Annotated in this window: 12 protein-coding genes; 9 read left to right on the plus strand and 3 right to left on the minus strand. The window is 70.3% G+C overall.

The genetic code is table 11. The features are described from left to right. Window positions 1-800: glycosyl hydrolase 2 galactose-binding domain-containing protein (locus QM591_RS13140; RefSeq protein WP_415132843.1), on the minus strand; the 800-nt coding region annotated here is incomplete at its 3' end. 152 nt (window positions 801-952) lie between these two features. Between QM591_RS13140 and QM591_RS13145 the strand changes: the two genes are divergently transcribed. The 6 genes from QM591_RS13145 (at window position 953) to QM591_RS13170 (ending at window position 8,988) form a co-directional block, all read left to right on the plus strand. Beyond that, window positions 953-2,320, plus strand: a complete 1,368-nt coding sequence (locus QM591_RS13145; protein ID WP_415132844.1) for an extracellular solute-binding protein — start codon at window positions 953-955, stop codon at window positions 2,318-2,320. Window positions 2,321-2,388: 68 nt separating this feature from the next. After that, the gene (locus QM591_RS13150; RefSeq protein ID WP_415132845.1) at window positions 2,389-3,282 is read left to right on the plus strand and encodes a carbohydrate ABC transporter permease; all 894 of its coding nucleotides are present in this window, start codon (window positions 2,389-2,391) and stop codon (window positions 3,280-3,282) included. Further along, entirely contained in the window at window positions 3,279-4,157 is an 879-nt protein-coding gene (locus QM591_RS13155; RefSeq protein ID WP_415132846.1) for a carbohydrate ABC transporter permease, read from the plus strand. Before QM591_RS13150 ends, QM591_RS13155 begins: the two co-directional genes overlap by 4 nt. A 50-nt stretch (window positions 4,158-4,207) precedes the next feature. After that, a complete protein-coding gene (locus tag QM591_RS13160; protein ID WP_415132847.1) occupies window positions 4,208-6,265 on the plus strand; it encodes a right-handed parallel beta-helix repeat-containing protein in 2,058 nt (685 codons plus the stop codon). 70 nt (window positions 6,266-6,335) lie between these two features. Next, a complete protein-coding gene (locus tag QM591_RS13165) occupies window positions 6,336-8,633 on the plus strand; it encodes a family 78 glycoside hydrolase catalytic domain (protein ID WP_415132848.1) in 2,298 nt (765 codons plus the stop codon). A 16-nt stretch (window positions 8,634-8,649) separates the two neighbouring features. Further along, complete coding sequence (locus QM591_RS13170) at window positions 8,650-8,988, plus strand: hypothetical protein (RefSeq protein ID WP_415132849.1); 339 nt, start codon at window positions 8,650-8,652, stop codon at window positions 8,986-8,988. 49 nt (window positions 8,989-9,037) lie between these two features. Here the strand turns inward: QM591_RS13170 and QM591_RS13175 are convergent, their stop codons facing one another. Beyond that, the gene (locus tag QM591_RS13175) at window positions 9,038-10,423 is read right to left on the minus strand and encodes an aspartate aminotransferase family protein (RefSeq protein ID WP_415132850.1); all 1,386 of its coding nucleotides are present in this window, start codon (window positions 10,421-10,423) and stop codon (window positions 9,038-9,040) included. A gap of 148 nt (window positions 10,424-10,571) precedes the next feature. Between QM591_RS13175 and QM591_RS13180 the strand changes: the two genes are divergently transcribed. The 3 genes from QM591_RS13180 (at window position 10,572) to QM591_RS13190 (ending at window position 14,031) form a co-directional block, all read left to right on the plus strand. Beyond that, window positions 10,572-11,267: an SDR family oxidoreductase gene (locus QM591_RS13180; RefSeq protein WP_415132851.1), complete on the plus strand. Its 696-nt coding sequence runs from the start codon at window positions 10,572-10,574 to the stop codon at window positions 11,265-11,267. A 3-nt stretch (window positions 11,268-11,270) separates the two neighbouring features. After that, a complete protein-coding gene (locus tag QM591_RS13185) occupies window positions 11,271-12,155 on the plus strand; it encodes a phosphotransferase family protein (protein ID WP_415132852.1) in 885 nt (294 codons plus the stop codon). A 325-nt stretch (window positions 12,156-12,480) separates the two neighbouring features. Further along, window positions 12,481-14,031, plus strand: a complete 1,551-nt coding sequence (locus QM591_RS13190; RefSeq protein WP_415132853.1) for an APC family permease — start codon at window positions 12,481-12,483, stop codon at window positions 14,029-14,031. 30 nt (window positions 14,032-14,061) lie between these two features. On the opposite strand, the gene QM591_RS13195 is transcribed toward QM591_RS13190, so the two are convergent. Then, window positions 14,062-14,243, minus strand: a 182-nt coding sequence (locus tag QM591_RS13195; RefSeq protein WP_415132854.1) for a hypothetical protein, incomplete at its 5' end; no start/stop codon positions are given.

Raw genomic sequence — 14,243 nt, forward strand, 5'->3', positions numbered from 1 at the left:
CCCGCCGGCCACCAGCGGCGCGGCGCGGGCACCACCAGCTCGCCGCGCACGCGGTCCGCGCCCCGTGGCACCGGGATCACCACCGAGGCGCCCTCGACGCTCGCGACGATCTCCAGCGCCGCGGACATCCCGGCGTCGGTCCGCTCGATGTCGATGTCCAGCGCCACCACTCCGTCGTCGCCGATGAGGCGGACGGCTGGGCGGACGGCGGAGAGCCGAGCCGTCGACCAGGCTTCCACCTCGACGGGGCGCCAGATCCCCGCGCCGGGGAGAGCCGGGCCCCAGTCCCAGCCGAAGTCGCAGGCCTTCTTGCGGATGTACGGGGGAAGGGGATCGAACGCGCTCGGACGCGCGCCCAGGCGATCTCGCTCGGCCTGGGCGGCGGCGATCGGCGACGTCAGATGCACCGCGAGCTCGACATCGGCCTCGCGGGCCTCGGGGAGCCCCACCCGCCACGTGCGATGCATGTTGCGGCTGCGCCCCCGAACCTCGCCGTCGACCTCGACCCGCGCGATGGTGTCCACGCCGTGGAAGACCAGCTCGACGCGCTCGTGTGCGGCGTGCGCCGGGTCGAGCGCCGGAACCGTCGTGGCGTAGCGCCAGTCGGTGTGCCCGATCCAGGACAGGCGATGCTCGTTGTCGCCGTCGACCGGGTCGGGGATGGCGTCAGCGGCCCGGAGGGCGGTGTGCACGTCGCCGGGAACGGGGGCGTCGAAGTCGCGACCGCCGACGTTGGCGGGCACGGGGCCGGCGGTGGCGCGGAGCTGCCAGGCGGCGGCGAGAGGGGTGCGCGTGAGCAAGAGTGGATCCTCGGTTTCTGCGATCGTGGAGGGCTGGTCTTGCATCGGAGGCCGAAGTGAGGCTATCGTGCAAAAGCGCTTTGGCACCAGCGGTGTCCCAAGCTACATCACGCACCGAATGTCGGCAATGCGACACGAGAACAGGAGTTTCGATGAGGAAACACGACCGGACCCGAACCGCGGTCAGCCTCGCAGCACTCAGCGCCCTCGCGCTGTCCGCCCTGACCGGATGTCAGGCGTCCACCCCCGAAGAGACGGGTCCGGTGGCACTGGTCATCGGCAACCGTCCGGCCGCGACGGAAGAGGCCCGTCGCGACCTCTTCGACGCACGGGTCAAGGAGTTCCAGAAGGCACACCCCGACTACAAGATCACCACCACGGAAGACGGGTGGGACGCGCAGACGTTCGCGGCGCGACTGGCCGCGGGCGACCTTCCGACCGTGACGGGCGTGCCCTTCACCGAGATCCGCGGACTCATCGAGCGCGGGCAGGTCGCCGACATCACCGATGCCGTCACCGAGACCGGAGTGATCGACCTGCTCAACCCGCAGATCGTCGAGATCGTCACGAAGGACGACCACTACTACGGCGTCCCCACCTCGGCATACGCCATGGGGCTCGTCTACAACCGGGCCGTGTTCGAGGCCGCCGGCCTCGACCCGGACAGCCCTCCGACGACGTGGGACGAGGTGCGCGCGGCAGCCAAGACCATCACGGAGAAGACGGGCCAGCCCGGGTTCGCTCAGGTCACGACCGAGAATCAGGGCGGCTGGGTGCTGGGCACCGAGATCATCGCGCGCGGTGGCGCCATCGTCAACGAGGCGGGCGACGCGCCGACCTTCGCGTCGCAGCAGGGGATCGACGCTCTCCAGTACCTCCACGACATGCGCTGGAAGGACGGCAGCCTCTCGCCCAACGGCCTGCTGTCGGCGACCGAGCTCGCCCAGGCCTTCGCGGCGGGTCAGGCCGGGATGTTCATCCTGCAGTCCGACGCGTACCAACCCCTCACCGAACTCCTCGGCTTCCCCGCGAAGGACTTCGGCTTCGCGGCCATGCCGACCCTGACGGCGGGCGAGGCGCCCGTGACCCTCTCGGGCGGCAACATCGACATCGTGAGCCCCAAAGCCACGCCCGCCGAAGCGAAAGCGGCCGTCGAGTGGATCGCGTTCGCGCAGCTCGGGCGCTACGAGAACAAGGAGGCCGCTCGCGCCTACGCCGAGGCGCTGGCGTCGCAGGGCTCCGCTGTCGCGATCCCCGGGCTCCCGGTCGTCACGGCCGAGCGCTACCAGGAGTACCTGGAGTGGGTCTCGGACATCAACACGGTTCCGCTGGCGAACTTCGCTCCGTACCTCGACCGGGTCTCCGAGCAGAGCGTCGTGTCGGAGCCGCCGTCCCGGGGTCAGGACATCTATGCCGCCCTCGACCCGGTCGTCCAGGCCGTCATCACGGACGAGAAGGCCGACATCGTCGGACTGCTGAACACGGCGAGCGATTCCGTCGAGACGTTGCTCAGCCGCTGAGCAACAGGGTGGGATCGGCCTGCCCGCCATGCCGATCCCACCCCATCCATCCCCGAACCGAGGAGAACATGTCCGTCCCCCGATCGCGTCGTCGCCGTCGCGGCAGTCTCGCGGCGCTGATGATCGCCCTCCCCGCGATCCTCGTCTTCGCCGCGTTCTCGTGGTGGCCCATCCTGCGCGGTGCCGTCATGAGCGTGCAGAAGACGAACTTCCTCGGTCCCGCCGAGTGGGTCGGGCTCGACAACTTCGTGTATGTCCTGAGCGACCCGCTCCTGCTCACCGCGATCGGCAACACGCTCCTGTTCGTGGGACTCGCCGTGCTCTTCGGGTTCCCCCTGCCGCTGGCCCTCGCGGTCGTGATCTCGACCGTACGGACCCGTCGGCGCGGCCTCTACGCGGCGTTGGCGTACTTCCCCGTCATCGTGCCGCCGGTCGTCGCGATCCTGCTGTGGAAGTTCGCGTACGACCCGGCCGCGACCGGCCTGTTCAACACATTGCTCGCTCCGCTCGGCATCGGTCCTCTGCCCTGGCTCAACTCGGGCTCGCTGGCGATGCCCGCCATCGTGCTCCAGGCCACGTGGGCGGCCGCCGGGACCAGCGTCCTGGTGTACCTCGCCGCCCTCACGGCGGTTCGCCCCGACCTCTACGAGGCGGCCATCCTCGACGGCGCCGGAATCTGGAAGCGGGTGTGGCACGTCACTCTTCCCCAGATCCGGACCGTGATCCTCATCATGATGCTCCTCCAGCTCATCGGAGCCACGCAGGTGTTCACGGAGCCCTTCCTGATGACCTCCGGCGGACCGCAGAACGCGACGCTGACGATTCTCCTGCTCATGTACCGCTACGCCTTCGGAGGCTCAGCGGACTACGGCGCGGCCACCGCGCTCGGAGTGCTGCTCGCGCTCGTCCTCGCCTTCCTCTCCTTCCTCTATCTGCGTGCGACCCGGAGGTGGCAATCATGAGCGATGCCGGGATCTTCACCCCCGCCGACCTTCGCCATCCGGTGCGCGGCACCCTCGTCCGCATCGTCCACGCGCTCGTGCTGGTCGGCGTCGCCGTGGCCGGTCTCGGGCCGCTGCTCTGGCTCGTGGCCGCGTCGCTCGGCACCACCCAAGACGTCCTCCGCGACCCGATGGGGGTCTTCCTCCGCATCGGCGAGTGGCAGAACTACGTCAACGCCTTCCGCGGCGTGGACACAGGCCGACTTCTCCTGAACACCGGACTCGTGGCAGCCGGTTCGGCGCTGGCCACCGTCGCGGTGGCGCTGTCGGCCGGCTACGTCATCGCCATCCTCCGGCCGCGATGGGCGCCGCTGTTCTCGGCGGCCGTGCTCGCGACGGTCTTCCTCCCCGGCGTGGTCTCGCTCGTGCCGCTCTATCTCACCGTGCTCGATCTGTTCGGCACCGGGGTCTCGCTCCAGAACACGTTCTGGGCGGTGTGGCTTCCGGCGGCCGCGAGCGCGTTCAGCGTGCTGCTGGTCACCGGATACTTGCGAGGGCTTCCCCGCGAGCTGATCGAGGCCGCGGAGATCGACGGGGCTGGCCCCGTACGGATCCTCTGGAGCATCGTGCTGCCGCTCACCCGCCCGATCCTCGGAGTGGTCGCCCTGCTGGCGGCGATCGGAGCGTGGAAGGACTACCTCTGGCCCTCCCTCGTGCTCACCGACCCGGCGCTGCGACCGATCTCGGTGGCGCTGCCGATCATCGAGCGGACGACCGACCTCGCCACCTTCTTCGCCGTGCTGGTGGTCGCCTCGATCGTGCCCATCGTGCTCTTCCTCATCTTCCAGCGACCGCTCCTGGCCGGTGCCGGGTTCTCCGCGGGGCTGAAGGACTGAGGTCGACACCGTCCGCAATGGTGCGGGCGGACACCCCGAAAGGAACCGCAATGACCGCAGTACCATCGTCGCGCCCTCGACGCGCCCGCGCGGCAGGAGCACTCCTCGCCGCGCTCGCGTTGGCGGGGGCAGGGCTGGCCGCCGCCCCCGCGGCCTCGGCAGCACCCACGATCTACTATCTCGACGCGACCTCCGGCAACGATGCCGCCGCCGGGACGTCGCCCGCCACGGCGTGGAAGACCCTCGCCGCCGCCAGCGCCCACACCTTCGCCCCCGGCGACAGCCTGCTGCTCGCACGCGGCGGGTCGTGGGCCGGTCAGCTCGCGCCGAAGGGGTCCGGATCCGCGTCGGCGCCCATCACCATCTCGGCCTACGGTGTCGGGGCCTCCCCACGCATCGACGGCGCCACCGTGGCGACCGGTGGCGCCGTGCAGCTGGTGAACCAGAGCTATTGGACGATCGAGAACCTCGACATCGTCAGCGACTCCGGCGCCGACAACTTCGGCACGCTCACGACCGACGGCACGCCGCGGTCGGGCATCCAGGTGCGCAACACGACGGGCAACAGCACGGTGCGCGGCATCACGATCCGCTCCAACCGCGTCTCGGACGTCAACGGGTGCTTCCACTGCGTGGGGATCGACGCCCACGTCAACGGTGGCATCGTGGTGGACACGACGGCTCTCGGCGCCAACTTCGACGGGGTGCTGATCGAGGACAACCACGTGCAGGACGTGGGTCGTACCGGTATCACGGTGTGGGATGCCAGCTACTTCACGACGTCCATGACCTCCGTCGTGCAGTCGGCGCTGTCGACGAACGTCCGCATCCGCGGCAACACCGTCATCGACCCCGACAGCGACGGCATCCTCGCCTTCGGCACCGACGGCGCCGTGCTCGAGTACAACGTCGTGCGCGGTGCCGGTCAGCGCACGATCGAGGGCTCGACGATGTCGGCCAGTGCGGGACTGTGGCCGACGCGCGCGATGAACACCCTCGTCCAGTACAACGAGGTCTCCGACACGCAGTTGCACGGGACGGACGGCCAGGGATTCGACGTCGACCTCGGCAGCACCAACACCCGCGTGCAGTACAACTACTCGCACGACAACGAGGGCGGTTTCATCCTGCTGATGGGCGGCTACTCCTCCGACGTGGTCGTTCGGTACAACCTCTCGGTCAACGACGCGTGGAGCGGCGAGAAGGGCATCGTGACGTTCTCCTGGGGGGTCCCCGCTCCCGTCCGGATCTACAACAACACGTTCGTGGTGCCGGAAGGGTCGCCCGCCAACGTGCTCTACTGCGATGGCGACGCGGGAGCGTGCGCGTCTTCCACTCCCGGGGCGTGGTTCTTCGAGAACAACATCGTCTCCAACGAGGGGACCGGCGGCTACACCTACCCGGGCCTCGGCACCAACGCGTCCTTCTCGTCGAATCTGTTCTGGGGTCAGCACCCCGCGAGCGAACCCGCAGACGCCGGCAAGATCACCAGCGCCCCGGGCTTTGTCAGCCCGGGTGCCACGGGGGATGGATTCGCCGTCGCGGACTCCTACCGGCTGACGGCGGGATCGCCCGCGATCTCCAGCGGCGTGCTCCAGAGCCCCAACGGCCTGCGCGACTTCTTCGGGGCGCCGCTGCACACCTCGGCGTCGCCGTCGCGCGGTTTCCACGAAGCGGCTCCGCCCGCGTCGGCGCCCGACCTCGTCGACCCCGCCAGTGCGTGGGACATCAGCACGGCCCACTCGGCGAACATGGTCGTCGACACCAGCGGACCGCTGTCCAACATGGCGGGAGACGCCGCCCGCTTCAAGCGCACCAACAACGCGGCCGGCTTCGTCCGGTGGGACGCGGGCGGCGGCGACGTCGTGACGATCCAGTCGTACCTGTTCGGGCAGCCGCCGACGACGATCACGGTCGTCGCCCTCGACGCCTCTGGAAACGCCACGCCGGTGACCACGAGCGCGTCGGCGGCGACGCCGACGACCAACGGATGGACGGCTCGCACGATCACCAGCGCGTCGCTTCCTTCCGGAACGCGGGCGGTGGAGGTGCGGCTCGCGGCCGTCAGCGCGTGGGCCGTTCAGCTCGGCACGATCACCATCGGCTGAACCCCGCGCGATATCGATGACCCCGGGTGGGCGGTGGCCCGGCCGCCCACCCGGCCTCATAGGGAGACCCATGTCCGAGAGCCCCTTCACGGTCGCCTCCTTCATCCGCGCCGAGAGCGAGTCAGAGAGCGCCCCCCGCTTCGTCCGACGGTTCCGGGTGCCGGATGATCGGGGGGCGCTCACGGCAGCGACCCTGCTCCTGACTGCGGAGGGGGTCGTCGAACCCGCGATCGATGGGCGGGTCGTCACCCCCGAGGTGCTCATCCCGGGATGGACGTCCTACGAGTGGCGACTGCGGGTGGTCACGATCGACCTCCTCGATCGGCTGCGCGTGGGCGCGGAGCACGAGATCTCGCTCCTCGTCGGGAACGGCTGGTTCCGGGGGCGCCTGGGATGGATGGGTGCGAGGGCCGTCTACGGTCCTCACCGCCGCGCGCTCGCCGAAGTGCAGCTGACCTTCGCCGACGGCACCTCCGAGGTGACCGGCACCGACGCGACCTGGCGGGTGACCGACTCCGCTGTGCGGTCCGACGACCTGTACGACGGGGAGGTGATCGACGCCCGTCACCGCCCGTCGGCCGCGAGGCGCGTCGTCGTGGAGGCCGTCGACCCCGCGCGGTTGGTCACCACGACGGCACCACCGATCGTGCGCCATGAGACGGTGCCGCCGGTGCGGTGCTGGCGCGACTCGGACGGTGCGTGGCTGTTCGACTTCGGTCAGAACCTCGTCGGCTGGCTGCGGGTGCGTGCGCGGGGGGAGGCGGGGCACCGTCTCACGGTGCGCCACGCCGAAGTCCTCATCGACGGCGTGCTCGCGCGGGGTCCGCTGCGGTCGGCGCGGGCTGAGGACGTCTTCGTCCTCAGCGGAGGGGACGACGATTTCGAACCGACGCTCACCTTCCACGGCTTCCGCTTCGCCCGGATCGCCGGATGGGATGAGGCCGAGGGGACGGTCGAGGCGGTCGTGGTGGGAAGCGCGCTCACGCGCACCGGAACCTTCGCCTGCTCCCATCCGACACTCACCCGGTTCCACGAGAACGTCGTGTGGAGCCTGCGCGGCAACACGGTGGGCATTCCGACCGACTGCCCCCAACGCGACGAACGGCTGGGGTGGACGGGCGACATCGCCGTGTTCGCGCCGAGCGCGTGCTACCTGTTCGACATGGGCGGATTCCTCCGCGCCTGGCTTGCTGATCTGCGGGCCGAGCAGGCGGCGGCGAGCGGCCGCGTTCCCTACGTCGTTCCCGATCCGCTCAAAGGCTGGGCGGTGCGGCACGGCGAGCAACCGGAGTCGACCGCGATCTGGAGCGATGCCGCCGTCTGGGTCCCGTGGGCGCTCTGGGAGGCCGGCGGAGACCTCGAGGTGCTGCGAGAGAGCTACGCGAGCATGTGCGCTCATCTCGATCACGTGCTCGCACGGCTCTCGGATCGCGGTGTGTGGGAGGGGGACTTCCAGTTCGGCGACTGGCTCGACCCCACTGCGCCTCCGGACGACCCCACCGCGGCGATCGCCGATCCCGGCGTCATCGCGACGGCCGCGCTGCATCGCAGCCTCGTCCTCACGGCGGATGCGGCCGAGGCGCTCGGCCATCACGCCGACGCGCAGCACTGGCGAAGCACCGCGGATCGTGTCCGCCAGGCCTTCGCGTCCGCCTACGTGATGCCGGACGGCGCGATCCACTCCGATGCCCCCGCCGTCTACGCCCTGGCGATCGTCAGCGGGATCGTGACGGGAGCGGGGGAGGCTGCCGCGGGCGCTCGGCTCGTGGAGCTCGTGCGTGCCGCGCGCCATCGCATCATCGCGGGGTTCGCCGGAGCGTCGTATCTGTGCGACGCCCTCACGCACGTGGGGGCGCTGGAGGATGCGTATGCCCTTCTCCTCAACACCGCGGAGCCCTCCTGGCTCGGACCCGTGGAGCGGGGAGCCACGACCGTGTGGGAGCGCTGGGACTCCCTGCGTGCGGACGGCTCTCTCAATCCGGGGGAGATGACGAGCTTCAACCACTACGCGCTCGGCGCCGTGGTCGACTGGATGCATCGCACGCTGCTCGGGATCGCCCCGGGCGCGCCCGGGTACGCACGGGTGCGTCTGGACCCGCGTCCGAGCGCCGCGCTCGCGTGGGCGCAGGGCGGGCTCCAGACGCCCCACGGATGGGTGGCGCTGCGGTGGGATCGCCTCGACGACGGTCCGGAGCCGGGGTACCGGGTGCGGTACTGCGCCCCCGCCGGCGTGGAGCTCGAGCTCGGGCAGGTCGTTCGGGGGTGCGGGGAGCGACTTTCCGAGAACGACATGCGCGATCTGCTGTCGGCCCACGGCCAGACCGTCCCCTTGTCCCCCGAAGTGCCGACTGCCGGGCGCGGAGCCTGATTGTTACCGTCGAGACATGTCCCCCGCTGAACCGCTCGTCACTCGGCGAGCCCCGATATCGGCGACGGGGCACCGCCTCGGAATCGTGGCGATCGTGCTGGCCAGCGCGACACCGGTCGCTGCGGCGGCCGCATGGATCTGGGTGGCCTCGACGCCGGGGGCCCTCGCCCACGGCGGTGCGTTGCTGGCGGCGATCCTCGTCGTCTCGCTCGCCCTGCTCGCGATGGCGGTGGCGGTGGTCTCCCTCGCGATCGCGAAGCCGAACAGCACCGCCAAGATCGCGCTCGTGCTGATCGGCGCGACCGGGCTCGTGGTGGCCATGCTGGTCTACCCGCCCACCGGGTGGTTCGCCTGACGCGACGCGCCGAGTGCGCGAGTCGGTGCTGCCCGAGCGGGGCTCGACGTCAGAGCCGGTTGCCGGCCTCGGTCAGCACGCTCCGGAGGATCTGCTCGATCTCCGCGAACTCACTCGGTCCGATCGTCAGCGGAGGGGCGAGCTGGATGACGGGATCGCCGCGGTCGTCGGCGCGGCAGTACAGCCCCGCGTCGTAGAGCGCCGTCGAGAGGAAGCCGCGGAGGAGGCGCTCCGACTCCTCGTCGTCGAACGTCTCCTTGGTCGCCTTGTCCTTGACCAGCTCGATCCCGAAGAAGTACCCGTCGCCGCGGACGTCCCCGACGATCGGAAGGTCGGTGAGCTTCTCGAGCGTAGACCGGAAGAGCGGGGAGTTGTCGCGGACGTTCTGCAACAGACCCTCCTCCTCGTAGATGTCGAGGTTGGCCAGCGCGACGGCGGAGGCGACGGGGTGTCCCGCGAACGTGTAGCCGTGGGGGAAGGAGGTGTCTCCCGTGGCGAAGGGCTCGTAGATCCGGTCGCTGACGAGGGTGCCGCCCATCGGCACGTAGCCGCTCGTGACGGCCTTGGCAAAAGTGATCATGTCGGGCTGGTAGCCGTAGGCGTCGCACGCGAAGTACTCCCCGATGCGGCCGAAGGCGCAGATCACCTCGTCGGAGACCAGGAGCACGTCGTAGCGGTCGCAGATCTCGCGGACACGCTGGAAGTAGCCCGGGGGAGGCGGGAAGCAGCCGCCGGAGTTCTGCACCGGTTCGAGGAAGACGGCGGCGACGGTCTCGGGGCCCTCGAACTGGATCATCTCCTCGATCCGGTCGGCGGCCCAGATGCCGAACTCCTCGGCGGTCTGCCCCGTGAAGCCCTGCTCCGCGGCGCGGTAGAAGTTGGTGTTGGGTACGCGGAAACCGCCCGGCGTCACCGGCTCGAACATCGCCTTCATCCCCGGCAGGCCCGTGATCGCCAGGGCGCCGTGGGGTGTTCCGTGGTAGGCGATGAACCGCGAGATCACCTTGTGCTTCAGGGGCTTCCCCTGGAGCTTCCAGTACTGCTTGGCGAGCTTGAACGCCGTCTCGACGGCCTCGCCGCCCCCGGTCGAGAAGAAGACGTGGTTGAGGTCGCCCGGAGCGAGGTCGGCCAGCCGGTCGGCCAGCTCGATCGCTGCGGGGTGCGCGTACGACCAGATGGGGAAGAAGGCGAGCTGCTCGGCCTGACGCGCCGCCGTCTCGGCGAGCACCCTTCGGCCGTGGCCCGCGTTGACGACGAAGAGGCCGGACAGCCCGTCGATGTACTTCTTGCCCGCCGCGTCCCAGATGTGGTGCCCTTCGCCGCGGACGATCACCGGAACGCCGCGCTCCATGGTCGACTGTCGTGAGAAGTGCATCCACAGGTGGTCCTTCGCCATCTGCTGGAGCTCTGCTTCGGTTCGCTGCGTCTGCGGCATCGCGTCCTCCTGGGCCGTCGTCTCGAACCTACTCGCGCGGCGTGGCTCGGCCGAAGAGGTGCGCCGCGAACCGCACGAAGTGCGCGGGCGGGGGCTTCGGGCGAACAGTTCGTGCGGTCATCGCGGCTCGCTCGCGGAGAATGGAGGGATGACACGCACACACGTCCTCACCGGTGCGAGCTCCGGAATCGGGGCAGCGCTCGCGCGTCGCCTCGCCGGCCGCGGAGACCGGCTCGTGCTCGTGGCTCGCAGCGCCGCGCGCGCCGCCGAGCTGGAGACCGACCACCCCGGGAGTATGACGGTCGTGGCCGACCTCGCGGCACCGGAGTCGATCGCCGCCGCGGTCGCGGACGCCGACCTCCCCGCCGAGGTGGACTCCGTGGTCCACGCGGCGGGCATCGTCGAGCTCGGTGCGGTCGCCGATCTCGACGTGGGAGCGTGGACACGGCAACTCACCGTGAACCTCGTGGCCGCCGCCGAGCTCACGCGCGTGCTGCTGCCGCGGGTGCGTGCCCGCCGCGGTCAGATCGTGTTCATCAACTCCGGTGCCGGCCTCAGCACCCACCCGCAGTGGACCGCCTACGCCGCCAGCAAGCACGGGCTCAAGGCGCTCGCCGACGGTCTGCGCGGCGAGGAAGCGCCGCACGGTGTCCGCGTGTCGAGCATCTACCCCGGCCGCACCGCGACGCCCATGCAGGAAGAGGTGCACCGTCAAGAGGGCGCCGCCTACGATCCGTCGCGCTTCATCGACGTCGAGTCGGTCGTCGCGGCGGTCCTGGTCGCCTTGGATGCGGCGCCCGATGCCGCCCTCACCGACATCACCGTCCGTCCCGGACCGCGCTGACGCGTGCTCACCGACGAGGCGCTGCGGGAGGCCATCCGGGCGGCGGGCGGCGGGATCGCCGTCGACGTGTGGCCGCTCTCGGGCGGGCTGGGTGCCGCCGCATTGTGGCGGGTGGTGCTGTCGGACGGCCGGGCCTGCGTCGCCCGAGCATTCGCCGAGGGTGCTGCAGGCCCGGCCGAGCGGGAACGCCTCGCGATGGCTGCCGCGAGGGAGGAAGGGGTCCGGGTTCCGTCGGTTCAGGCCGAGTTCGAGGTCGGCGGATGCCCCGTGCTGCTCATCGACCTCGTTCCGGGGCATACCGTGCTCGACGCGATACGACGTCGCCCGGCCGACGCTGCCCGGCTCGGACGGTCGATGGGGGAGCAGCTGGCCCGCCTCCACGGCGGGGTCGCGCCGAGCGCGCTGACCGATGAGGGCTGGCTCACGCTCGGCGGCGACGCGCTCGCGCCCCTGGTCGCGCTCCTGCGCCGCCTGCCCGACCCTGACCGGCTCCTTCACCTGGACTTCCACCCGCTCAACGTCCTCGCCGATGGCGAGGTCACGGGCGTCATCGACTGGGCGAACGCGCGGTCCGGTCCGCCGTTCCTCGATGTCGCGCGCAGTCAGGCGATCATCCATGCAGCCCGCGTCGCGGGGGTCCTGCCGGCCGCGTCGCCGGGCCCCGACCCGGTCGACGAGCTGATGCGGGGTCTTCGTGACGGTCATGCCGCCACGTTCGGCGACGACCCGCGGCCTGACCTCTCCCGCGCGTGGGCGCTGGCGATGACCGTCGCCGACGTCGGGGGTCACGTCGGGAGTCCCGGCTCTCCGTTCACCGCCGAGGTCGTGGCCAGGCTCGCCCGAGATCGCGACGCCGCCATCGCTCGGGCGATCGCGACCGGCACCTGACGAACCTCGGGCCTCCGCCGCGTCGTGGATCGTCCGCCCCGGGTCGTCCGGCGCCGGGGGCCGTCCGGTACGCGGGCCAAAAGCAGGCTGCGATGGGCGCCGAGCCCTGTCGGCGGTGGTGGGGCCCAGCTGAGCCTGCTTTTGGTCACGGTCCACCGGCATCCGGGGGCGACCGTGACACCGGCGCACGCATGCAATAGTGTCTCCCCTCAGAAACTGCGATCCCGCAGGACGATGCCGTCACGGGGGAGGAGACGCCCGGGTCGGGGTCTCGTCGTCGGACGGCCCAGGGGCGGTGCGGCTCGACGCGCCGGAGGGGGACGACATGAGCGACTTCGGCTCGACGACACCGATCCGACTGGAACGCAGCGACGGCAAGGGGCTCGCCGCCGGAACGCTGGGACTATGGGGCTCGACCGTGATCGGGCTGGCATCCACCGCACCGGTGTATTCCCTCGTCGCCACGCTCGGCTGGGTCGTCGTGGCGGTCGGAGCCCAGGCGCCGATCGCGTTCGTCATCGCCTTCGTGCCGATGCTGTTCATCGCCTTCGCCTACCGCGAGCTCAACAACGCGGTGCCCGACTGCGGCACGACCTTCACGTGGGGAACAAAGGCGTTCGGCCCGTGGGTGGGGTGGATGGGCGGCTGGGGCGTTGCCGTGGCCGGCATGGTCGTGCTCGCCAACCTGGCCCAGATCGCCTCGATCTACTTCTGGGACCTGTTCGGCCTCAGCTTCGAGAACAACGACTGGCGCATCATCCTGGTCGCCGTCGCCTTCATCGCCGCGATGACCTACATCAGCTGGCGGGGCGTGGAGATCGGCGAGCGCATCCAGAACATCCTCCTCGGCGTGCAGTATGTCGCTCTGGGCATCTTCGTCATCGCCGCGCTCACGCAGTTCTTCACCGGGACGGCGCCGAACCCGACGCCGTTCGACTGGGAGTGGATGAACCCGCTCGCCTTCACCGATTGGGGCGGGTTCACCGAGGCGATCCTGCTCGCGCTGTTCATCTACTGGGGCTGGGACACCTGCCTGGCGCTGAACGAAGAGACGAAGGACCCCAAACGCATCCCGGGCCTGGCCGCCCTCCTCACGTGCGTGCTGCTGCTGGTCACCTATGTCTCGGTCACGATCGCGGCGATGATGTACGCGGGGCTCGGCGAGTCGGGCGTGGGCCTGGGCAACGAGGACAACGCTGAAGACATCTTCATCGCCATCAAGGACGGACTCCTCGGCCCGTTCGGCTGGCTCCTCGTGGTCGCGGTGCTGATCTCGGCGGTCTCCTCCACCCAGACGACGATCCTGCCGACCGCGCGCGGCACGCTCGCGATGGGCGTCTACCGCGCGCTCCCCGCGCGGTTCAAAGACGTCCACCCGCGCTACAAGACGCCGTCGTTCTCGACGCTCGTCATGGGCGTCGTCGCTTCGCTCTACTACGTCGCGATGACGATGCTGAGCGACAACATCCTGCAGGACTCGATCCTGTCCCTGGGGCTTGCGATCGCGTTCTACTACGCCATCACGGGGTACGCCTGCGTCTGGTACTTCCGCCGGGAGCTGTTCACCTCGGCGCGCAACGTCGTCTACCGGCTGGTGCTGCCGCTCCTCGGGGCCCTGATGCTCACCTACGCCTTCGTGCAGTCGGCGATCGACATGTGGGCCGTCGACTACGGCAGCACGGAGCTGCTGGGGATCGGCGGCACCTTCGTCGTCGGGATCGGCGCGCTGCTGGTCGGCGTGGTCCTGATGGTCGTGTGGTTCCTCTTCCCCCGCGCCAAGCCGTTCTTCTCGGGCCGGAGCCTCAACCGGGACACTCCCGTGATGGTCCCCGAGGAGCCCGAGGTGTACAGCCGCTCGATCGACGGCGGGATCTGAGACCGACTCCCGCAGGTGGCGGTGTGTCGATCAGACGGTGGTGAGGGGGCTCGGCATCTCGCCAGCGCGTCCCCGTTGACGCGCGAGCGAGTATGAGCGCGTGCGCCCCCGAGCCCATCGCTGCGGGGTGCGCCGATGATCGACGCGGCTCGTGGTGAGCGCCGCGGCACGCACGCGGGGTGCGCCGACAGACGCCGGCAGCCGGCGCCGCG

The organism is Microbacterium sp., from assembly GCF_047607225.1.
GTDB lineage: Bacteria > Actinomycetota > Actinomycetes > Actinomycetales > Microbacteriaceae > Microbacterium.